We start from the raw sequence: 21,867 nt of genomic DNA, 5'->3' as shown, positions 1-21,867 counted from the left end.
CGCACTATTGAGGTGCGTTAAAGTTGACAGAAGAGTCAGGTTTTCCTGCAGGATCTTTCCTCCGGCGCCATCCCCGAGACGCCCGCGATTCCGCGGCCTCCGAACTCTCTCCAGCACCGAAAAAACGACATGGGCGGGCCTTCACCGTCCAGAGGATGAACCATGTCCAACCGTGATATTTCCCGGCGCGCCTTCCTGCAGGGCGGGCTGATTGCCGGTGTCAGCGTGACCATGGCGCCGCTCGGCAGCCGGGCCTTCGCTGCCCTGATGGAAAACTCCGTCACCGTCTCCCCGCAGCAGTGGATGGGCCACGACGGCAAGGCGCGCTTCCGTAACGACGCGCTGTCCAAGGTCTGCGGCAACAAGGTGTTCGCCCGCGACATCCGCTCCAAGGACATGCCCGGCTGGCCGCAGCAGCAGGGCCACGCCATGCTGCTCAAGACCATCAAGGCCGACCGCATCTTCGACGGTATCGACCTCGCCTGGCTGGGCGCCGAGCTGCAACCGGACCGCATCGTCACCGCCGAGGACCTGGATAAGGACGGCATCGTCTTCCCCGAAGCCCATGCCCCGGACCCGCTGCTGCCGCGCGGCAAGGTACCGATGTTCATCGGCCACCCGGTGGCGATCCTGATCTGGAACGACTTCGAGCGCTTCCGTCAGGCCAAGCTGAAGATGAAGTTCAACGACAAGGCGATCCGCTACGGTGCGCAGGCCCCGCTGTACCAGGGCGACCCCTACGGCAGCTTCCGCTACGTGCGTGTGGGCGGGGCGACTTCGGCCGATCCGGACGAGTTTTCCAGCCTCAAGGACTCGATCCTCTTCCCGATGATCCGCGAGCGCAAACCGGTGTGGAACCAGCAGCCCAACCAGCACGGTGACCTCACCGAGCAGGGCCTGTTCTACGCGCAGAAGATCAAGGACCAGATCGAAAACCCGCCGGAGAACTGGCTGGTCTTCGACGAACGCTACAAGACCCCGTCCATCGAGCCGGCCGCCATGGAGCCGGACAACGGCAACGGCTGGTACGACCCGGCGAGCAAGACCCTGCACTTCGTGGTCGCCACCCAGTGCCCGTTCGAGGCGGCCTACGAGACGGCGCACATGATCGCCCCGTCGCGCTTCGGCCTGGCCAAACTGAACATGCACCCCGGCTACACCGTGGGTTACGGCTCCAAGGACCACAACATCTTCGTCTACTACGCGGCCCTGGCGGCGCTGTACGGCAACGGTGTACCGGTGCGCCTGGCCAACGACCGCTACGAGCAGTTCCAGAGCGGCATCAAGCGCCACCCGTTCGACATCCGCTACCAGCTCGCGGTGGACAAGAAGGACATGACCTTCAAGATCTTCCGCACCGAGATGAGCGTGGACGGCGGCGGCCGCATCAACTACAGCCCGTCCGTGGCCGCCGTGGGCGCCACCGCCGCGCAGTCGATCTACTACATGCCGCAGAACGACCTGCAGGTGACCGCCTACCATTCCCGCGCCGTCGAGGCCGGCTCCATGCGTGGCTACGGCACCCTGCAGAGCATGGCCGCGACCGAGATGATGGTGGACGAGATCGCCGGTCGCCTGGGCGTGGACGCCATCGAACTGCGCCGCGTCAACGCGCTGAAGTCGGGCATGAAGAACACCCAGGGCGCGATCCCTGCCGGTGCGCTGCGCCTGCACGAAATCCTCGACAAGGCCGCCGCCCACGAGTGGTGGAAGACCCGCGACGCACGCAAGCAGTCGATGGACGCCAAGGACCCGGACCACTGGTACGGCGTCGGCTTCGCCATCTGCCAGAAGGACTTCGGCACCGGCTCGGAAGCGCCCATGGCGAGCATCGAGTTCGATGCCACCGGCAAGGTGCACATGCGCCACATCGGCATCGAGATCGGCACTGGCATGTCGACCTCCCAGGCGCTGGTGGTGGCCGACTTCCTCGGCAAACCGGCGGACGAGATGAAGACCGCCGAAACCGAGTGGCCGGAACTGCAGCTGATCAGCGGCGAAGACCCCTACACCATGAGCCAGCCGACCCAGGACGAGAAGCTGCGCAACCCGCGCTGGGTCGGCAAGTACGCCTCGGCGTCGTCGGCGACCAACTCGGCCTACTACTTCAGCCACGCCACCCGCGAAGCGGCACGCGTGCTGTTCAACCACGGCCTGTGGCCGGCGGCCCTGGAAATCTGGCGTCGCGGCCCGTTCAACGGCGCCGCCAACCCGCTGGTGGTGCGCCGCGAGGACGCCCACTGGGTCGACGGCAAGCTCACCGCCAACGGCCTGCAGCCACTGTCGTTCGCCGAACTGGCGCAGGTCGCTCACGAGAAGGGCCTGGTCACTGGCGCCACCGTCCACGGCTTCAACCGCTGGAGCTGGGCCGAGTGCGACTTCGTCATCGACGGCGTGCGCGACCGCCTGCCGCTGGACGCCCTGGCCGTGAAGTACGGCGACGGCGCGCCGGGTGTGAAGAAGGCGCAGATGAACAGCGCCGGCTTCCACCTGCTGGATCGCCAGAACGTGGCCTATCCGCCGGTGCAGCTGAACAACGCCGCCGTGACCTACTACAGCCCGGTGGCGACCATCGTCGAGCTGAAGGTGAACAAGGGCAACGGCGAAGTCAGTGTGCTCAACCATCACAGCTGGATCGAGTGTGGCCGCGTGCTGGTGCCGGAACTGGTGAAAGGCCAGATCGAAGGCGGCACCGCCATGGGCATCGGCCACGCATTGCTGGAAGACATGCCGCTGTACGAGGGTGGCCCGGGCGAGGGCGACTGGAACTTCAACCGCTACCGTCTCCCGAAGGCGAAGGACGTGGCCGTCTGGCAGCAGAGCTCGGAAATCCTTCCGCCGCTCTCGCCCAGCGATCCGTCCAAGGGCATCGCCGAAGTGGTGATGATCCCGGTGGTCGGCGCCATCGGCAACGCCGTGGCCCACGCCATCGGCAAGCGCGTCCGCGACCTGCCCATCACCCCCGCTCGCATCAAGGAGGCCCTCAATGGCTAAGCGTCCGCTCAACCTGACCTTGAATGGTCAAACCGTCGGTCCGGTCGAGGTTCCCGAGGACCTGCCGATGATCGACTACCTGCACGAATACCAGAACCTCACCGGTTCGCGCCTGGGCTGCGGCCAGGGCATCTGCCATGCCTGCGTGGTGATCGTCGACAACCCCGACGGCACCAGTGAGGAAGTGCGCACCTGCATCACCGGCGCGCACTACTTCGAAGGCAAGAAGGTGCGCACCATCGAGGGCCACGCCAAGCGCGAGGAAGACGGTTCGGTGAAGGAACTGAACCCGATCCAGCAGAAGTTCGTCGACCGCTTCGCCTTCCAGTGCAGCTACTGCGCACCGGGCTTCGTCAACGCCGCCACCGTGCTGGTGGAGAAGGCCCAGCGCCAGCCGTTGAAGAAGAGCGAACTGGAGTCGACCATCGAGGCGAGCCTCGGCCACCACATCTGTCGCTGCACCGGGTACGTGCGTTACTACGACGCCACCCGCGAAGTGCTGACCGATCTCGGCCTGGTCAAGGAGGGCTAAGCATGCAGCGCATTCTTTCCGGCCTCGCGCTGGCTGTCGGCCTCGGCCTGGCGCTCAGCGCACAAGCCGCTGACCAGGAGCTGATCAAGCGCGGCGAGTACGTCTCCCGCGCTGCCGACTGCATGGCCTGCCACACCGCCGAGGGCGGCGCGCCGTTCGCCGGCGGCCTGCCGATCCACTCGCCGTTCGGCACCATCTATGGCAGCAACATCACCCCGGACAAGGACTTCGGCATCGGCAACTACAGCGCCGACGACTTCTTTGCCGCCCTCACCGAGGGCAAGCGCAAGGACGGCGCCAACCTCTATCCGGCCATGCCCTACACCTCGTACCACCTCATCAAGCGCGAGGACAGCGATGCCCTCTACGCCTACCTGATGAGCCAGACGCCGGTGCACCGTGCCGCGCCGCAAACCAGCCTGAGCTTCCCGTTCAACGTACGGATGGGCCTGAGTGGCTGGAACATGCTCTACGGCAAGAGCGTCCAGCTGGAAAACACCGAGGGCAAGAGCGAGCCCTACAAGCGCGGCCAGTACCTGGTGGAAGTGCTCGGCCACTGCGGCGAGTGCCACACCCCGCGCAACCAGATCGGCGCCCTGGAGCAGGACAAGCGCCTGACCGGCGGCCTGCTCAACGGCTACAGCGCTCCGAGCCTGCTGGCCCAGGACCTGGCCGAGCGCGGCTGGACCAGCGCCGACCTGACCGGCTTCCTCAAGCACGGCATGAGCCCGCAAGGCAGCATGTTCAACGAGATGTTCCCGGTGATGCACCTAAGCACCCAGCACCTGGGTGACGAGGACCTCGCCGCCATGTCGACCTACCTGCTCGGCGAACAGCCGCCGCAGGCCAAGGTGATCCAGGCGGTGGCCGAGGATCAGCTCAGCGACAGCGCCAAGCGCGGCCGCCAGCAGTACCTCAACGTCTGCGCCGGCTGTCACGGCAACGATGGCGAGGGCAAGCCGCACATCGCCGTGGCCATGCAGGGCAACACCACCCTGCGCCTGGCCGATTCGCGCAACCTGGCCAAGGTCATCGTCGAAGGCATCCGCGAGCAGCAGTTCACCGGTTTCGAGCGCATGCAGCCGATGCCGGGCTTTGCTGACAAGCTCAGTGACGAGCAACTCACGGACCTGATCAACTACCTGCGCCAGGCCTGGGGTGGCCTGCCGGGCGACATGGGCGTACAACAGGTCGCTCAACTCAAAGCGGAGTGAGTCGTGCAGCATCTCGATCTGCAAGTAGTCCGGCAGGCGCTCCAGTGGTCCAACGCAGGCCAGCGCGTGTGGCTGTGCAGCGTGCTCTTCACCTATGGCTCGGCGCCCCGCGCGCCGGGCTCGTTGCTGGCGGTCAACGCCAGCGGCCAGTGGGTGGGTTCGCTGTCCGGCGGCTGCGTCGAGGATGACTTTCTCGAACGCGTCGCCGAAGGCGAGTTCAGCGAGCCGGTAGTCGTCGTGCGCTATGGCGACGGCACCGATACCCGCACGAACATCCGCCTGCCCTGCGGCGGCATCCTCGACGTCCTGGTGGAAAACCTCGCGCCCGATTGCGACGTGCAGGCCCACCTGCGCGAGCTGGAGTCGGCGCTGCTCGGCCAGCGTCGCCTGCTGCGCGAAGTGAGCCTGCAGGACGGCAGCCGCCGTCTGAGTGACGACCATGAGCACGGCCCGCGCGTGGAGCGGGACGAAGCCAGTGTTCGCTTGCGCGTCGGTGCGGCACAGCGTCTGCTGCTGGCCGGTTATTCCAGCGTTGCGCATTTCTGCGCGGAGTTCGGCAAGGGCCTGGGCTTCGAAGTGATCCTCTGTGATCCCCGCGAAGAGGCGCTCGATGGCGTGGTGCTGGACGGCATCGAAATCCGCCGCGAGCTGCCGTCGATCTTCATCGCCAACGGCGGCTGCCACGCGGACACCGCCGTGGTGGCGCTGACCCACGATCCGAAGATCGACGACCTGGCGATGCTCGAAGCGGTGCGCACCGAAGCGTTCTACATTGGCGTCATGGGTTCGCGCACCACTTCCGACAAACGCCGCGAACGCCTGCACCGCATCGGTGGCCTGAACGAGACGGAGCTGGCGCGCGTGCACGCGCCCATCGGCCTCAATCTGGGTAGCAAGACCCCGGCGGAAATCGCCCTGGCCGTGCTCGCCGACATCCTGCGCACGCGCAGCGGCATTGCCCGCGAGGCGCTGTGACGGTGGTGGCGCTGGTCCTGGCCGCCGGCCAGGGCTCGCGCTTCGGCGCGGACAAGCGCCGCGCGGTTCTTCCGGATGGGCGCAGCCTGCTCGCGCATAGCGTCGAGCGGGCCCAGGCCGTGTTCGACGACGTGCGGGTGGTGCTGCGTGCTGGCGAGCAGGCGGATGCCTTCGGCCTGCCAGCCGGCTGCCGTGTCATCCACAGCCCGGACGCAGCGCTTGGCATGGGGCGCAGCCTCGCCGCGGGTGCAGCCTCATTGCTGGACTCCGACGCCCAGGCCGTGGCCATCCTGCTTGGCGACATGCCGTGGATCGCACCGGAAACCCTGCGTGCGCTGGCCGATGCGGCCGGTGCCTCGACCATTCTCTTTCCGCTTCACGATGGCCAGCGTGGCCACCCCGTGCTGTTCGGTCGTGACTTCTGGCCGGAACTGACGCAGCTCACTGGCGATGAAGGCGCCCGCGCGGTGGTGCAGGCGCATCGTGACAGTTGCGTCGTCGTCGAAGTGAAAGACGCGGGTGTCTTGCGAGACGTAGACACGCCGGAAGTCCTGCGCTCCTGAAGGGGTCGCGAACAAGGACTGGGCGTCCCCCTCGTTCCTGCAAGGTGGCGCTGGAGTTCTCCTGTAGGAGCGAGCTTGCTCGCGAGTCCCGGCAGCACCGAATCTCGCGGTTTCAGCGCTGTTCCAGCCACTGCGCGATACGCGGCCAGATTTCCTGGCTGGCATTGCGCGACAGCAGCAGTCGGTTATGGCTGTAATCCTCTTTCGCGCCGGTCGCCAGGCCGAACAGCTCCAGCTTCACGTCGTTGCCGCCGAACGCTTCCACCAGGGCCTCGCACCCGGCAACCGGAGCGATGAAGGTATCGCCGCTACCTGCCACGCCCAGCACCGGTAAATCGACGTTCGCCAGTCCCGCCAGATAGTCGAACCCCGCCAGCGAGTCGAAGCGTCGCCGCAGGTTCCACTGGCACCACTGGCGCATCAGCCGTGCGCTCTCTGCCTCCGGCCCGACGCTCTTCGCCCGGCTCGGCGCGACGCGCCGCCAGCGCAGCAGCCAGTCGTAGCCGAGCACGGCCAGCCGATGAGAAAGACTGGCCCCGGCCGCCGTGGCCTGGGAGCCGATCAGCACCATCGAGCGCAGCCGCCGCTGCGCCAGTTCGGGATGGCGCGCCGCCCACATCGAGACGATCAGCCCGCCGCCGGAATGGCCGATCCAGTGCAGCGCCGTTTGCCCGCTGCGCAGGCTCACCGCATCGAGAATCGCCGGCACGTCCTGCTCGGCGACATCATCGAAGCTGTGGATAAAACCGTTGCGCTCACTGTCGCCATGTCCGCGCCATTCGAACAGCCAGCAGGCGAACCCTTGTCCGGCGAGGTAGTTGGCCAGCCCCTGGCAACTTCGATGGTTGGAAAAGGTGCCGTGGGTCAGCACGACGGGCACGCCATCCGCAGGGCCCACGAGGCGCAGCGCCAGGTTGACGCCGTCGGCGCTGCGGATCAGTTCCGGTGTAGAGGGGGAGGGCTCTTGTGCGGTCATGGCGTGCGTCCTGGCGAAGGCGATCCATGCTGCTCCGGCGCGCGGGCCGGAGCAATGCCAGTCGCTTATTTGGTCGCTTTCAGCACCACGAATTTCGGATTTGCCGCCACCTGCTCCACGCCGCGGAACAGGCGCTTGAGCTTGGCGTGGTAGCCCAGGTGGCGGTTGCCGACGATCCACAGCTCGCCACCCGTCACGAGCGCCGCGCGGGCCTGCTGGAACATGCGCCAGGCGAGGAAGTCGCCGACTACTTGCTGCTGGTGGAAGGGCGGGTTGCACAGCACCAGATCCAGCGAGTCGGCAGGTTGGCTGGCCAGGCCATCGTCGGGATGGATATCCACAGGTCGGTCGCCGAGGGCCGCTTGCCAGTTCTCGCGGGCCGACTGCACGGCCATGTAGGACTCATCCACCAGGGTCAGCTCGGCCTGCGGATTGAGCAGGGCGAAGGCAATGCCCAGCACGCCGTTGCCGCAGCCCAGGTCCGCTGCGCGCACGGTGTGGTGGGTCTGCGGCAGGTGCGGGAGGAAGGCGCGGGTGCCGATGTCCAGGCCGTCGCGGCAGAACACGTTGGCGTGGTTGACCAGCGTGAGTGCCGGTTTGTCCAGGCGGTAGCGCGTGGGGTAGGGCGACGCGGGGGCCGGGCGTGGTTCGGCGGTCGCGACCAGCAGGCGGGCTTTCTTCACCGCCAGCGAGGCCTGCATCGGGCCGATGTACTTCTCCAGCAGATCACCGGCGGCGCGCGGCAGGTGCTTGATCATGCCGGCGGCGACCACCTTGGCGCCCGGCGCGAGCTGGCCGTGCAGGCGGATCAGTTGTTCCTCCAGCAGCGCCAGGGTCTTGGGCACGCGCACCAGCACCTGGTCGAACGGGCCCTGCGGCGTTTCGCTGGAGCGCACGAAGGTCAGCGGGGCGTCGGCCAGGCCGTTGCGTTCCAGATTGCGCTGCAGGGCGATGAAACCCAGGTGTGAATCGCCGCTGCTGGTCACCTTCACATGGGGCGCGAGGCTGGCGGCGAGTGCGCCGAAACTGTCGTTGAGCACCAGCACCCGGCTATCCACGCCAACGCCCTGTTCGTGGAGGTGCGCGAGCAGGTATTCGTCCGCCGCATCGAAGGCCTGCAGCGGGTCTTCGCGCTGTTCGGGGTGGCGGACCAGGTCGAGCTGGGCGAAGGGGCTGGCGAGGACGGGCATGGGACTCTCGAACGAAGTAGGGCTGGGAACAGCTGGAGCTGGAAGTCGCAATGAGACGAGGCTGATTGCAATGAGATTGTCATCAAACTGCGAAGCAGTTGGCCATCATCCGCTTGTGCGGGGCGGCGTTATACCGAAAAATTATGACCTATCCGCCCGCTGTCGTCTTTGCATCGCTGCGCGGCGGCCTCCCAATAATAACCGGGCGCTCCAGGCGACCCGGTAGGGCCCGATCCCGGAGCTGCGCTCCGCCGACCGACGGCCACCACTCCAAGTCTTCACGAATCCTCGACACGCGACGCTCGTTCGCGCGCCGGGCTATTGCCATTGCATAAGGATGTCGATGTACAAGTCGTTGCTCGGGGTGGCCCTGTCCGCCCTTTTCCTCGTGGCTCCAGCGGCCTTCGCCGATGCGCCCATCGTGATCAAGTTCTCCCACGTCGTCGCCGACGACACGCCCAAGGGCCGTGGCGCGCTGCTGTTCAAGAAGCTGGTGGAGGAGCGCCTGGCCGGCCAGGTGAAGGTCGAGGTATACCCCAACTCCACGCTGTTCGGCGATGCCGACGAACTGCAGGCCCTGCAGGACGGCAAGGTGCAGATGCTGGCGCCATCGCTGTCGAAGTTCGAGGGCTACACCAAGCAGCTGGAGGTCTTCGACCTGCCGTTCCTGTTCGATGACCTGGAGGCGGTGAAGCGCTTCCAGAAGCGCGACAAGAGCCGTGAGCTGCTGCACTCCATGGCGCGCTCGGGCATCTACGGCCTGGGCTACTGGAACAACGGCATGAAGCAGCTTTCCGCCAACCGCGAGCTGCGCGCGCCAGCCGATGCCAAGGGTCTGGCCTTCCGCATCCAGCCGTCCTCGGTGATCAACGCGCAGTTCGGCCTGCTCGATGCCACGGCGGTGAAGATGCCCTTCGCCGAGACCCTCAAGGCGCTGCAGGACGGCAAGGTGCAGGGCACCGAGAACACCTGGTCGAACATCGGCAGCCAGAAGCTGGATACCGCGCAGCCGTTCATCACCGAGACCAACCACGGTGTGCTCAGCTACATGGTGATCAGCAACCAGAAGTTCTGGAACAGCATGCCGTACCCGGTGCGCACCCAACTTGAGAGCATCATCGAAGAGGTCACCGTCGAGGTGAACAAGGACGCCGAAGCGCTGAACCAGAAGGAACGTGACCATGTGGTGGCCAACGGCAAGGCGCGCATCATCGCCCTGACGCCGGCCGAGCGTGATGCCTGGCGCACCGCCATGCAGCCGTTGTGGAAGCAGTTCGAAGGGGAGATCGGCACCGACGTGCTGCGCGCCGCCCAGGTGGTAAACCGCAAGCACTGATCCCCTGGCAGTGATCTGGAGCAGGCTTGTGGCGATCTCCCCGGATAGCCACAAGCCTTGCGGGTGTTTCTATCGCCCTGAATACGGGAAAATGGACCGTTGCCTGCAAAGGAGCGGACGATGACCGCCAGCGAAGAGAAGTTCACCCGCCAGACCCTGGTGGAGGTGCAGACGCTCACCCCGAGCCTGTTCACCCTGCGCACCACCCGCGACAGCGGCTACCGCTTCCGCGCCGGGCAGTTCGCCCGCCTGGGCGTGTACAAGCCCAGCGGCAGCATCGTCTGGCGCGCCTATTCGATGGTCTCGGCTCCCCACGACGACTTCCTCGAGTTCTTCTCCATCGTCGTTCCGGGCGGCGAATTCACCAGCGAGCTCAGCCGCCTGCGCGTCGGCGACCAGTTGCTGGTGGATCGCCAGGCTTTCGGTTTCCTCACACTCGATCGCTTCCCCGATGGTCGCGACCTGTGGCTGCTGTCCACCGGCACCGGCCTGGCGCCGTTCCTGTCGATCCTGCAGGACTTCGAGGTGTGGGAGCGCTTCGAGACCATCAAGCTGGTCTACAGCGCCCGCGAGGAAAAGGAGCTGGCCTACCGCGACCTGATCGCCAGCTTCGGCGCGATGGAGCACCTGGCCGAACATATCCACAAGCTGCAGTTCATTCCGGTGGTCACCCGCGAGCAGGTGCCCGGCTGCCTGAATGCGCGAATCACCACGCTGATCGAGAACGGCGAGCTGGAACGCGCCGCCGGGCTGGAACTCAACCCTGAGCATTCGCGGGTGATGCTCTGCGGCAACCCGCAGATGATCGAGGACACCCGTGCGGTGCTGAAGGCCCGCGGCATGAGCCTGGCGCTGACGCGCAAGCCCGGCCAGATCGCCGTGGAAAACTATTGGTAAGTGTCGCTCGATAGATTTTGAAAAGATTGTCCGCTGAGGGCACCCCGTCTTTGCCCTTAGGATAGGCGTCCGTTTCCCCTTTTTCGGACCTCGATGGACAGTCAAAGTACGAAGCCGACCCCGGTGCCTACCCCCGTAGAGCCGGTGATCGGCGAACCTCCCCCGGCACCCGCGCTCGCGGATGCTGCTTCCCGGCCTGCCATGGCGCGCACCCAGCGAGGTGAGTCCACATGGAATGGCTGATGGACCCCACGGCCTGGCTTGGCCTGCTCACCCTGATCCTGCTCGAGCTGGTGCTCGGCATCGACAACCTGGTCTTCATCGCGATCCTCGCGGACAAGCTGCCGCCGCACCTGCGCGACCGCGCGCGGCTGATCGGCCTGTCGCTGGCGCTGCTGATGCGCCTGGGCCTGCTGGCGAGCATTTCCTGGCTGGTCACGCTCACCGAGCCGTTGATCGAAGTATTCGGCAAGAGCTTCTCCGGCCGTGACCTGATCATGCTGTTCGGTGGCCTGTTCCTGTTGTTCAAGGCGACCCTGGAGCTGCACGAGCGCCTGGAAGGCCGCGTGCACACTTCCAATGGCAAGCGCGTCTATGCCGCCTTCTGGCCGGTAGTGGCGCAGATCGTGGTGCTGGACGCGGTGTTCTCCCTCGACGCGGTGATCACCGCCGTGGGCATGGTCGACCAGCTGGAAGTGATGATGATCGCGGTCATCTTCTCCATCGGCCTGATGATGGTCGCGAGCAAGCCGCTGACCCGCTTCGTCAACGAGCACCCGACGGTAATCATGCTCTGCCTGGGCTTCCTGCTGATGATCGGCTTCAGCCTGACCGCCGAAGGCCTGGGCTTCCACATCCCGAAAGGCTACCTGTACGCCGCCATCGGCTTCAGCCTGCTGATCGAGATGGCCAACCAGCTGGTGCGCTGGAAGCGCCAGAAGAGCCAGCGTGGGCAACGCGGCCTGCGCCAGCGCACCGCGCACGCCGTGCTGCGCCTGATGGGTGGCAGGGTGGATGCCGACGAGGTGGGCGAGGAGATCGCTGACCTGGTCGGCCCGGCGGAGGGCAGCGAGGCGCCGTTCGACCGCCGCGAGCGGGTGATGATCAGTGGCGTGCTGGGCCTGGCCGAGCGCCCGGTGAAAGCCGTGATGATCGACCGCCAGCGGATGCACCGTGTGGACGTCGCCGACAGCCCGGAGGACATCCGCCGCGCGCTGCTGGAGTCGCCGTACTCCCGATTGCTGGTGATCCGCGCAGGCAATATCGACGAGCCGCTGGGTTATGTGCACAAGAAGGAACTGTTCGCGGACCTGTTGCAGGGCCGAGAGCTGGACATCCTGCCGCTGTTGCGCGAGCCGTTGAGCCTTCCGGACAGCAGCACCGTGCTGGGCGCGCTGGAACTGATGCGCGAGGCCTCGACCCACCTGGCCTTCGTGGTCAACGAGTTCGGCGGCTTCGAAGGCATGCTGAGCATGACCGACGTACTGGAGGCCATCGCCGGCGAGCTGCCCGATGCCAGCGAAGTCTCCGGCACTGATATCGAGCCCGATGCCGCTGGCTACCGGGTGGACGGTGCGGTGACGCTGAGTGCGCTCGCCGAGCGGGTCGGCTTCCACGCGCGCCCGACAGCGGAGTACCAGACTCTCGGCGGGCTGGCGCTCAAGCACCTTGGCCGCTTGCCGGCCAAGGGAGACACGCTGGAGCTGGGCGGCTGGCGCCTGGAAGTGACGGACGTCAGCGAGCGGCGCATAGGCCGCGTGCTGCTGACGCCGCCAGCCTGACCCGGCTGATGGTCAGCGATCTGCTCAGGGAGCGCGGTTGTTCTGCTGCTTGAGCAGGTCGCGGATCTCGGTCAGCAGGGTTTCCTCGGGGGTCGGCACCGGCGGAACGCTGGGCTCCACGGCCTCTTCGCGCTTGAGGCGGTTGATCGCCTTCACGCCCATGAAGATGGCGAAGGCGACGATGATGAAGTCCAGGCAGGTCTGAATGAACTTGCCGTAGGCCAGGACCACCGCGGGCACGTCGCCTTCGGCGGCCTTGAGCGTGATCGCCAGGTCGGAAAAGTCCACGCCTCCGATCAGCAGGCCGATGGGCGGCATGATCACGTCGCCGACGAAGGACGAGACGATCTTGCCGAACGCGGCGCCGATGATGATACCGACGGCCATGTCGACGACGTTGCCCTTGACGGCGAAGGCCTTGAATTCGCTAAGCAGACTCATGCACTGACTCCTTGTTACGCAAGATAGAGAGGGACAGGCGCAGTTTAGCGGCCTGTCGTCGTCTGAACACCCCGGTGGCGTCCAATTCACACCGTATGACCGGCGGCGCTGGGCGGGTTCACAACCTGGTCTAGGCTTACCGGGCAACCCATCTACGCCCACGGATCCACAAAAGGAGGCCCGCCATGCCGCTCGAACATCATCCGCTGTCCCGCGAATTTCCCGAGCAGAAGGCCCTGATGACCCGCTTGCACGGCAAAGACGCCAATTTCACCCGCATGGCCGCCAGCTACGAGGAACTGGACAGGAAGATCTACGACATCGAGGACGGCCGCGAAGCGATGGACGATCTCGCTCTCAACTCCCTCAAACTGCAACGCGTGACACTGAAGGACGAGATCGCCGACCTGCTCAAGCGATCCGGTTGAGCTTGACCAGAGTCAAGGGTGTTGGATGGAGCAAGGCGTAGGCTCCTGTCATCCTTTTCCAACCGGTGCCACCGCCATGCGTAAAGTCATTTCGTCCTCTGGCAAGTCCGTCACCAAGCCCTGCAAGCGTAATGTCGAAGCCCTGCGTGCCCAGGAGCGCCTGGTGCGCATGAAGTTGCAGTACGAATTGCTGGATCAGCGCATCGGCCGCGTGGAGGAGGGCATAGAACGCCCCGACTGCACGCTGGCTTCGCTGCTGATGCGCCGCGAAAGCCTCAAGCACGACATGGAAAGCCAGTACCGCCGCCTGGCGAGCTGAAGCGCCTGGCCCGATTGGCTATGATGCGGGCTTTGTCTTTGACGGAGTCCGCCCATGGCCAAGGCCAAGCGCATGTACGGCTGCACCGAGTGCGGCGCCACCTATCCCAAATGGGCCGGGCAATGCCCTGACTGCGGCGCCTGGAACACACTGGTCGAGGCCGTCATCGACACCACGCCCACCGGTGGCTCTGGCAGCAGCAGCTCCGGCCGCGGCGGTTGGGCTGGCCAGCAGGCCAACATCAAGACCCTCGCCGAAGTCAGCGTCGAGGAGATGCCGCGCTTCTCCACCGCCTCGGCGGAACTGGACCGTGCCCTGGGCGGCGGCCTGGTCGACGGCTCGGTGGTGCTGATCGGCGGCGACCCCGGTATCGGCAAGTCCACCATCCTTCTGCAAACCCTCTGCAACATCGCCACGCGCCTGCCGGCGCTTTATGTCACCGGCGAGGAGTCCCAGCAGCAGGTCGCCATGCGCGCCCGCCGCCTGGGCCTGCCCGAAGACAAGCTCAAGGTCATGACCGAGACCTGCATCGAGACCATCATCGCCACGGCGCGCCAGGAGCAGCCCAAGGTGATGGTGATCGACTCGATCCAGACCATCTTCACCGAGCAGTTGCAATCCGCGCCCGGCGGCGTCGCCCAGGTGCGCGAGAGCGCGGCGCTGCTGGTGCGCTTCGCCAAGCAGAGCGGCACGGCAATCTTCCTGGTCGGCCACGTCACCAAGGAAGGTTCGCTGGCGGGCCCGCGCGTGCTGGAACACATGGTCGACACCGTGCTGTATTTCGAGGGCGAATCCGATGGCCGCCTGCGCTTGCTGCGAGCGGTGAAGAACCGCTTTGGCGCGGTGAACGAGTTGGGTGTTTTCGCCATGACCGACCGCGGACTCAAGGAGGTTTCCAACCCGTCGGCAATCTTCCTCACCCGTGCTCAGGAGTCGGTGCCGGGCAGCGTGGTCATGGCTACCTGGGAAGGTTCGCGGCCGATGCTGGTGGAAGTGCAGGCGCTGGTCGACACCAGCCACCTGGCCAACCCGCGCCGGGTGACCCTGGGCCTGGACCAGAACCGTCTGGCCATGCTGCTGGCGGTCCTGCATCGCCACGGCGGTATCCCCACTTACGACCAGGACGTATTCCTCAACGTGGTCGGCGGGGTGAAGGTGCTGGAAACCGCATCGGACCTGGCGCTGATGGCGGCGGTGATGTCCAGCCTGCGCAACCGGCCGCTGGATCACCAGTTGCTGGTGTTCGGCGAGGTCGGCCTGTCCGGCGAGGTGCGCCCGGTGCCCAGTGGTCAGGAGCGTCTGAAGGAAGCCGCCAAGCACGGCTTCAAGCGCGCCATCGTGCCCAAGGGCAACGCGCCCAAGGAGTCACCGCCCGGCCTGCAGGTCATCGCCGTAACGCGCCTGGAGCAGGCGCTGGATGCGTTGTTCGAATAGAGGCTCTTTGTAGGATCGGCTCAATGCTCGCTGAGCAACATCAGCTCACGCTCCAGCAGCGATTCGTCCCCCAGGTTCAGCTCCACCAGGCGGCGCAGATGGCTGATGGAGTCCAGGTCGATGTGCCGGCAGTTGAACCCCAGCAGGCCTTCACGCTCCCAGGCGAGGTCGGCCTCCATATAGACGTTGACGTCGAAGCCCAGGTAGATGCGCACCTGCACCGGTTCTTGCGCGACTATGTTCCAGTGCTCCGGACGTTGCACCAGCAGCCCCTGGAGGGACAGGTCCAGCAGCGTCACCTTCCAGCGCAGGTCGCCCTGGCTGATCTCGGTGCCGGCGTCGAAGGCGATGCGCTGGAAGCGCCGGCGCTCGTCGTGATCGTCAGTCATGTCGTGGCTCTCCGGCCGTTTCTGCTTCGCCTCACTATAGACGTAAGCCCTTACTGACGCGTCGTACACCGGTTGCTGACGTTTCGTCCGTCAGACGCTGCTCGCGCGGGTTTGACAGTCAGCTGACCCTCGCCAAAGCTCCATGTGCGTCTAACCACTACAACTGCGGAGTGCAGAGCATGGACAATAAACTCATCAAGGGTCTGATCTTTGGGGTTATCAGCGTTGCCAGCCTGGCAGCGCACGCGGACGAAGCCGGCCAGAGCGGCAAGGGCTGCGGCTGGGGCAACATGGTCTTCGACGGTCAACGAGGCCTGTTCCCGCACCTGCTGGCCACCACCACCAACGGCACCTCGGGTAACGCCACCTTCGGCCTGACTTCCGGTACCAACGGTTGCGACGCCAGCCAGCGCATCACCTACGGCGGCCGCTCGATCTTCGCCATGAACGGCATGCTCGACAACATCGCCGAGAACATGGCGCAGGGACATGGCGAGGCTCTGGATGCCTACGCTGTTCTGCTGGGCATTCCGGTGCAGGATCGCGCGCACTTCGCTCAAGTCACCCAGCAGCATTTCGGGGAGATCTTCGCTTCCAAGGACGCCACCGGCGAGCAGGTGCTGAACAACACCCTGGCGGTGATGAGCCGCGATCAGGTACTGGCGCAGTACGCCAAGCAACCGGCCTGATCCCTCCGTGCACCACCCAAGGCCCGCCTTTCGGCGGGTCTTTTCATTTCCTGACTCCAGGGTCGGAACGCGTTGACCTCCGGCAATAAGCGCGTAACCGCCCTAGACTAAGGTCGTATGAATGGGTCGCTGGAAAAGACTAGAATTTTTCTGCGAATTCTCGCCTTCAAACTGTCGGAAGCCTCGCTATGAACAATAACAACAGCCTGCTACGTCACCTTGCCTGGCTGGCGGTGGCGATAGTCGGTGCATTTGCCTTGGGAGTCGTGGCGCTACGCCGCGGCGAAGCCATCAACGCACTGTGGATCGTCGTCGCAGCCGTCGCCATCTATCTGGTCGCCTACCGCTACTACAGCCTGTTCATCGCCACCAAGGTGATGCAACTGGACCCCAATCGAGCGACCCCTGCGGTCCTCAACAACGACGGCCTGGACTACGTCCCGACCAATAAGCACATCCTCTTCGGTCACCATTTCGCCGCCATCGCCGGCGCCGGCCCGCTGGTCGGCCCCGTGCTGGCGGCGCAGATGGGCTACCTGCCCGGTACGCTCTGGCTGATCGCCGGCGTCGTATTGGCCGGCGCCGTGCAGGACTTCATGGTGCTGTTCATCTCCAGCCGCCGCAACGGGCGCTCCCTGGGTGAACTGGTCCGCGAGGAAATGGGGCAGGTGGCGGGGACCATCGCCCTGTTCGGCGCGTTCCTGATCATGATCATCATCCTTGCGGTGCTCGCGCTGATCGTGGTGAAGGCCCTGGCCGAAAGCCCGTGGGGCATGTTCACCGTACTGGCGACCATCCCGATCGCGCTGTTCATGGGCGTGTACATGCGCTACATCCGCCCGGGCCGTATCGGCGAGATTTCCGTGGTGGGCATCGTGCTGCTGCTGGGCTCCATCTGGCTCGGTGGCCAGATTGCCGCCAGCCCCGAATGGGCCCCGGTGTTCACCTTCCATGGTGTGCAGATCGTCTGGATGCTGATCGCCTACGGCGCCATCGCCTCGGTGCTGCCCGTGTGGCTGCTGCTGGCGCCGCGTGACTATCTGTCGACCTTCCTCAAGATCGGCACCATCATCGCCCTGGCCATCGGCATCGTGATCGTCTCGCCGGAGCTGAAGATGCCGGCCCTGACCCAGTTCACCGATGGCACCGGCCCGGTGTGGAAGGGCGGCCTGTTCCCGTTCCTGTTCATCACCATCGCCTGTGGCGCCGTGTCCGGCTTCCACGCGCTGATCTCCTCGGGCACCACGCCCAAGCTGCTCAACCGCGAACCCGACGCCCGCTACATCGGCTACGGCGGCATGCTGATGGAGTCCTTCGTGGCCATCATGGCGATGGTTGCCGCCTCGGTCATCGAGCCGGGCATCTACTTCGCCATGAACAGCCCGCCGGCCGTGGTCGGCACCGACGTCACCGCAGTGGCCGCGACCGTCAGCAGCTGGGGCTTCACCATCACTCCGGAAGTACTGGCCCAGACCGCCAAGGACATCGGCGAGACCACCATCCTGGCCCGTGCCGGTGGTGCGCCGACCCTCGCCGTTGGGATCGCGCACATCCTTCATCAGGTGCTGCCGGGTGAGAACACCATGGCCTTCTGGTACCACTTCGCGATCCTCTTCGAGGCGCTGTTCATCCTCACCGCGGTGGACGCCGGCACCCGTGCCGGGCGCTTCATGCTGCAGGATCTGCTGGGCAACTTCGTCCCGGCGCTGAAGAAGACCGAATCCTGGACCGCCAACATCGTCGGCACCGGCGGCTGCGTCGCGCTGTGGGGCTGGCTGCTGTACCAGGGCGTGGTCGATCCGCTGGGTGGCATCAACACCTTGTGGCCGCTGTTCGGCATCTCCAACCAGATGCTCGCCGGCATCGCGCTGATGCTTGCCACCGTCGTGCTGATCAAGATGAAGCGCCAGCAGTACGTCTGGGTCACCGCCCTGCCGGCCGCCTGGCTGTTGATCTGCACCACCACCGCCGGCCTGATCAAGCTGTTCGACAGCAACCCGGCCGTGGGCTTCATCGCCCTGGGCAAGAAGTACTCCGCCGGCCTGGACGCCGGGCAGATCATCGCCCCGGCCAAGGATATCGGCCAGATGCAGCACGTGATGATGAACGCCTACATCAACGCCGGCCTCACCGTGCTGTTCCTGCTGGTGGTGTTCAGCGTGCTGGTGTACGCGATCAAGGTGGGCGCCAGCGCCTGGACCAAGAAGGAACGCACCGACAAGGAAGCTCCGTTCCAGCCGATCCCGGACGCCTGACGGAGGTTCATCATGTTCAACGACCTCAGCCGCATGGGTAAGTATCTCGGGCAGGCCGCGCGCATGCTGGTTGGCATGCCCGATTACGACACCTATGTTCAGCACATGCAGAACAAGCATCCGGACAAGACTCCGATGACCTACGAGGAGTTCTTCCGCGAGCGCCAGGAAGCGCGCTATGGCGGCGGCAAGGGGAGGCCGATCCGCTGCTGCTGATGCGATGAAACTGGCTGCGTGGCCGATGCTGCGTTGCCAGCGGCCGGAAAAATGCTCATCTACTGAAGTAGACTCCGCTTTTTCCGGCCACTGGCGCCTTGCCTCGCCTGCCTCGTCGACGTTTCATAAATAGAAATGCGGGCCGCGAGCGATCGCGGCCCGTTTTCTTTTCCGATTGCCTGGATGTTCCCATGACCGATTCCGCAAGCGTGCCGCAGATTCCGGTGACTGTTCTCACCGGCTTCCTCGGGGCCGGCAAGACCACCCTGCTCAAGTACATCCTCAAGGCCGAGCACGGCCTGAAGATCGCCGTGATCGAGAACGAATTCAGCGAGACGCCCATCGATGCCCAATTGCTCGGCGACGATGCGGTGCAGGTGACGACGCTGTCCAACGGCTGCGTCTGCTGCACCATCAATAACGACCTCGAGCGTGCGCTCTACGTCCTGCTGGAGCGCCGCGACAACGGCGAGCTGGACTTCGACCGCCTGGTGATCGAGTGCACCGGCCTGGCCGACCCGGCGCCGGTGGCGCAGACTTTCTTCGTCGACGAGACCCTGCGCGAGCGCTACCTGCTCGACGGCATCATCACCCTGGTAGACGCCGCCAATGCCGACCGCCACCTGCAGGAAGCGATCGCCCAGGCCCAGGTCGGTTTCGGCGACCGTATCCTGGTGAGCAAGCGCGACCTGGTGTCGCCGGAGCAATACGAAGCATTGGTCGAGCGCCTGCAGCGCATCAATCGGCGCGCCGAAATCCACTCGGTGGTGCACGGCACCATCGAACTGGAGCGCCTGCTCGACGTGCGCGGTTTCAACCTCAACGCCGACGTTGGCCTGCGCCCGTTGCTGCGCCCGGTGCGCCCGGCGGCGACTACCACCGACCGCATCACCACCCTGGTGCTGCGCAGCGACCAGCCGCTGGAAATCGAACGTCTCAGTGAGTTCATGGACGACCTGTTGCAATGGCACGGCAACTCGCTGCTGCGCTACAAGGGCGTATTGAACATCGCCGGCGAGGAGCGCCGCCTAGTGTTCCAGGGCGTGCTGCGGCTCTATGGATTCGACTGGGATACCGAGTGGAAAGGTGACGAGCAGCGCGAGAGTGTCATCGTCTTCATCGGCGACAACCTGCCTGAAGAGGAAATTCGCCGGGGCTTCGATCGCATCACGGGCGGCCCGACCGCCTGAATGACGAACGCCCGCTGGAAGTCGGGCGTTTTCTCTGCACGCTTTTCGTAGGGCGGATAACGCGCCAGCGTTATCCGCCGGACTGTATCTGGTGGATAACCTGTTCCAGGTTATGCACCCCAAGCCCCATGTTCTTGTGCGGGCAGCCCCTCAGCCACCAATCAGATGCTTGAGCGGGTGGTAATCCGCCTTAAGGTTCCCCGCCGCCTTGATGATCGCCTGCTCGATGGCGTTCAGGTGCATGCAGGTCAGCTCGATGGCCGCCGCCTGGTTGCCCGCCTCGATGTACTCGATCAGCCGCTGGTGCTCGTTGCCGCGGCAGGTCTCGTGCTGGTCGTCGTCCAGGGTCGTGGCATAGAGCGAGGCGCGCTCGATCAGCTTGCGGAAGAAATCCAGCAGCACCGGGTTGTTCAGCGCCGCCGCCAGCTTGAGGTGAAACTCGCCGAGCAGATGGACGAACCGCGCGTGGTCGTGGTCGTGGGTCGCCTCTTCCAGCGCCACGTGGTCGCGCAGGTCCTGGATGATCGCGCTGTCCGCGCGGCGGCAGAGTTCGCTGACGATACCGATCTCGATCAGCCGCCGGGTTTCGAACAGGGAGCGGATCTCCTCGTCGCTGGGTAACGCCACCCATGCACCCTTGTTGAGCGCGCTGGACACCAGCCCATCCGCTTCCAGATGTTTCAGCGCCGCGCGCACCGAAGTGCGGCTGACCTTGAACAAATCCGCCAATGCCGCCTCGCCGAGCTTCATGCCCGGGCGCAGGCTGCGCTTGCTGATCGCCTCGTAAACCCCTTGGTAGACGCGTTCCACCGTGGATTCGGGGTGCTTCTCCGTCATGAGCGACTCCGCCTCTTGCTTGACCCGTCAAAGGATGCCGCAAAACCGTCCGCGCAAAACCAGTTGCAGAAGAAAAATACATCAGCTATTTCTAGATTGCATTCAAATATTGCATACAAAAACAAGAGGAATGCACCAAAATGAATCACTCGTCGTCAGTCGAGGTGCGTCGGGTCAGCAAGCGTTACACCGATGATCCCAGCGTCGCTCCCGCCCTCAACGAAGTGTCGGTCGACATCGCCCATAACGAGTTCTTCACCCTGCTGGGGCCGTCCGGCTGCGGCAAGACCACGCTGCTGCGCAGCATCGCCGGGTTCGAGAACGTCACCTCCGGCGACATCCTCGTCGGCGGCGAGCGGGTCAACGACCTGCCGCCCTACCGTCGTCGTATCAACACCGTGTTCCAGAGCTATGCGCTGTTCCCGCACATGTCGGTGAGCGAGAACATCGCTTTCGGCCTGGAGATGCAGGGCCTGCAGCGCTCGGAGATTCCGAAGCGGGTGAAGGAAATGCTCGCGCTGGTGCAGATGGAACACCTGGCGCGACGCAAGCCGGCCGAGCTGTCCGGCGGTCAGCAACAGCGCGTGGCCCTGGCCCGGGCGCTGGCGCCCAAGCCATCGGTCCTGCTACTCGACGAACCGCTGTCCGCGCTGGACCTGAAGCTGCGCAAGGAAATGCAGGTCGAGCTCAAGCGCGTGCAGGAAGAGGCGGGCATCACCTTCATCTTCGTCACCCACGACCAGGAAGAAGCGCTGACCCTGTCCGACCGCATCGCCGTGATGTCCCACGGCAACATCATGCAGATCGGCACGCCCAACGAAATCTACGAACGCCCGACGCATCGCTTCGTCGCGCAGTTCATCGGCGACATCAACTTCCTTCCCGGCCAGATGCGCCAGGGCGGCTTCCACCCCAACGCCATGGCCGCGGAAATCCCCTGCGAGATGCCGGCGGGCCTGAGCAGCGCCAGCGTGCAACTGGCCTTCCGCCCGGAGCGCTCGAAGTTGGTCGACCCGTCGCAGCCGCACCACCTGCGTGCGGTGATCGAGACGGTGATGTACGTCGGCACCGCCACGCTGTATCGCTGCCGCCTGCCCGATGCCTCGCAGATCACCCTGCGCGAGAGCAACGAGGGCGGCCGCGCCCGTGACGTCGGCGAGGCCGTGGCGGTGCACCTGCCGCCGCAGGCCTGCCTGCTGATGGAGGCTTGA

Annotated in this window: 21 protein-coding genes; 16 read left to right on the top strand and 5 right to left on the bottom strand. The window is 65.2% G+C overall.

Going from position 1 to position 21,867, the window contains the following annotated elements:
* The first annotated feature begins 162 nt into the window (after positions 1-162).
* From GJV37_RS22195 to GJV37_RS22175, 5 genes are read left to right on the top strand one after another with little or no spacing between them, the layout of a single operon-like run.
* On the top strand, positions 163-2,994 hold the full coding sequence (locus tag GJV37_RS22195; RefSeq protein WP_170858948.1) for a xanthine dehydrogenase family protein molybdopterin-binding subunit: 2,832 nt from the start codon (positions 163-165) through the stop codon (positions 2,992-2,994).
* Complete coding sequence (locus tag GJV37_RS22190; RefSeq protein WP_084358549.1) at positions 2,987-3,526, top strand: (2Fe-2S)-binding protein; 540 nt, start codon at positions 2,987-2,989, stop codon at positions 3,524-3,526. The genes GJV37_RS22195 and GJV37_RS22190 overlap by 8 nt, the downstream gene beginning before the upstream one ends.
* Before the next feature lie 2 nt (positions 3,527-3,528).
* Positions 3,529-4,740: a cytochrome c gene (locus GJV37_RS22185; protein ID WP_170858949.1), complete on the top strand. Its 1,212-nt coding sequence runs from the start codon at positions 3,529-3,531 to the stop codon at positions 4,738-4,740.
* Positions 4,741-4,743: 3 nt separating this feature from the next.
* Positions 4,744-5,715: an XdhC family protein gene (locus tag GJV37_RS22180; protein WP_170858950.1), complete on the top strand. Its 972-nt coding sequence runs from the start codon at positions 4,744-4,746 to the stop codon at positions 5,713-5,715.
* Positions 5,712-6,278: a nucleotidyltransferase family protein gene (locus tag GJV37_RS22175; protein ID WP_170858951.1), complete on the top strand. Its 567-nt coding sequence runs from the start codon at positions 5,712-5,714 to the stop codon at positions 6,276-6,278. Before GJV37_RS22180 ends, GJV37_RS22175 begins: the two co-directional genes overlap by 4 nt.
* A 112-nt stretch (positions 6,279-6,390) precedes the next feature.
* Here the strand turns inward: GJV37_RS22175 and GJV37_RS22170 are convergent, their stop codons facing one another.
* Complete coding sequence (locus GJV37_RS22170; RefSeq protein ID WP_170858952.1) at positions 6,391-7,254, bottom strand: alpha/beta fold hydrolase; 864 nt, start codon at positions 7,252-7,254, stop codon at positions 6,391-6,393.
* 65 nt (positions 7,255-7,319) lie between these two features.
* Positions 7,320-8,444 carry a methyltransferase gene (locus tag GJV37_RS22165; RefSeq protein WP_170858953.1) on the bottom strand — a complete coding sequence of 375 codons (1,125 nt, stop codon included), beginning with the start codon at positions 8,442-8,444 and terminating at the stop codon, positions 7,320-7,322.
* A gap of 343 nt (positions 8,445-8,787) precedes the next feature.
* Between GJV37_RS22165 and GJV37_RS22160 the strand changes: the two genes are divergently transcribed.
* From GJV37_RS22160 to GJV37_RS22150, 3 genes are all read left to right on the top strand, one after another.
* Positions 8,788-9,780, top strand: coding sequence for a TRAP transporter substrate-binding protein (locus tag GJV37_RS22160; protein WP_170858954.1), 993 nt, complete (start codon positions 8,788-8,790; stop codon positions 9,778-9,780).
* A 120-nt stretch (positions 9,781-9,900) separates the two neighbouring features.
* Positions 9,901-10,677, top strand: a complete 777-nt coding sequence (locus GJV37_RS22155) for a ferredoxin--NADP reductase (protein WP_170858955.1) — start codon at positions 9,901-9,903, stop codon at positions 10,675-10,677.
* Positions 10,678-10,907: 230 nt separating this feature from the next.
* Positions 10,908-12,458, top strand: a complete 1,551-nt coding sequence (locus tag GJV37_RS22150) for a TerC family protein (RefSeq protein WP_024764777.1) — start codon at positions 10,908-10,910, stop codon at positions 12,456-12,458.
* Positions 12,459-12,482: 24 nt separating this feature from the next.
* On the opposite strand, the gene mscL is transcribed toward GJV37_RS22150, so the two are convergent.
* Complete coding sequence (gene mscL, locus GJV37_RS22145; RefSeq protein ID WP_024764778.1) at positions 12,483-12,899, bottom strand: large-conductance mechanosensitive channel protein MscL; 417 nt, start codon at positions 12,897-12,899, stop codon at positions 12,483-12,485.
* Between the two features lie 185 nt (positions 12,900-13,084).
* On the opposite strand from mscL, the gene GJV37_RS22140 reads away from it, so the two are divergent.
* The 3 genes from GJV37_RS22140 (at position 13,085) to radA (ending at position 15,080) form a co-directional block, all read left to right on the top strand.
* Positions 13,085-13,327, top strand: coding sequence for an HP1242/YdcH family protein (locus GJV37_RS22140; RefSeq protein WP_024764779.1), 243 nt, complete (start codon positions 13,085-13,087; stop codon positions 13,325-13,327).
* A 76-nt stretch (positions 13,328-13,403) separates the two neighbouring features.
* The gene (locus GJV37_RS22135; RefSeq protein WP_024764780.1) at positions 13,404-13,646 is read left to right on the top strand and encodes a hypothetical protein; all 243 of its coding nucleotides are present in this window, start codon (positions 13,404-13,406) and stop codon (positions 13,644-13,646) included.
* Between the two features lie 54 nt (positions 13,647-13,700).
* Positions 13,701-15,080 (top strand): DNA repair protein RadA, encoded by a 1,380-nt coding sequence (gene radA, locus GJV37_RS22130; RefSeq protein ID WP_024764781.1) that lies wholly within the window; start codon positions 13,701-13,703, stop codon positions 15,078-15,080.
* Between the two features lie 20 nt (positions 15,081-15,100).
* Here radA and GJV37_RS22125 read toward each other — a convergent pair whose 3' ends face one another.
* Positions 15,101-15,469 (bottom strand): PilZ domain-containing protein, encoded by a 369-nt coding sequence (locus GJV37_RS22125; protein ID WP_024764782.1) that lies wholly within the window; start codon positions 15,467-15,469, stop codon positions 15,101-15,103.
* A gap of 179 nt (positions 15,470-15,648) precedes the next feature.
* Between GJV37_RS22125 and GJV37_RS22120 the strand changes: the two genes are divergently transcribed.
* From GJV37_RS22120 to yjiA, 4 genes are all read left to right on the top strand, one after another.
* Positions 15,649-16,158, top strand: a complete 510-nt coding sequence (locus tag GJV37_RS22120) for a DUF3015 domain-containing protein (RefSeq protein ID WP_024764783.1) — start codon at positions 15,649-15,651, stop codon at positions 16,156-16,158.
* A 188-nt stretch (positions 16,159-16,346) separates the two neighbouring features.
* On the top strand, positions 16,347-18,413 hold the full coding sequence (locus tag GJV37_RS22115) for a carbon starvation CstA family protein (RefSeq protein ID WP_024764784.1): 2,067 nt from the start codon (positions 16,347-16,349) through the stop codon (positions 18,411-18,413).
* 12 nt (positions 18,414-18,425) lie between these two features.
* Complete coding sequence (locus tag GJV37_RS22110; RefSeq protein WP_015478970.1) at positions 18,426-18,629, top strand: YbdD/YjiX family protein; 204 nt, start codon at positions 18,426-18,428, stop codon at positions 18,627-18,629.
* 191 nt (positions 18,630-18,820) lie between these two features.
* Entirely contained in the window at positions 18,821-19,819 is a 999-nt protein-coding gene (yjiA, locus tag GJV37_RS22105) for a GTPase (protein ID WP_193452954.1), read from the top strand.
* Between the two features lie 150 nt (positions 19,820-19,969).
* Here yjiA and GJV37_RS22100 read toward each other — a convergent pair whose 3' ends face one another.
* Positions 19,970-20,656: a GntR family transcriptional regulator gene (locus GJV37_RS22100; RefSeq protein ID WP_024764787.1), complete on the bottom strand. Its 687-nt coding sequence runs from the start codon at positions 20,654-20,656 to the stop codon at positions 19,970-19,972.
* Between the two features lie 140 nt (positions 20,657-20,796).
* On the opposite strand from GJV37_RS22100, the gene GJV37_RS22095 reads away from it, so the two are divergent.
* Positions 20,797-21,867, top strand: a complete 1,071-nt coding sequence (locus GJV37_RS22095) for an ABC transporter ATP-binding protein (protein WP_193452953.1) — start codon at positions 20,797-20,799, stop codon at positions 21,865-21,867.

The organism is Pseudomonas nitroreducens, from assembly GCF_010994165.1.
Classification (GTDB): Bacteria; Pseudomonadota; Gammaproteobacteria; order Pseudomonadales; family Pseudomonadaceae; genus Pseudomonas; species Pseudomonas nitroreducens.
This window is presented reverse-complemented; position numbering and strand designations above follow the sequence as displayed.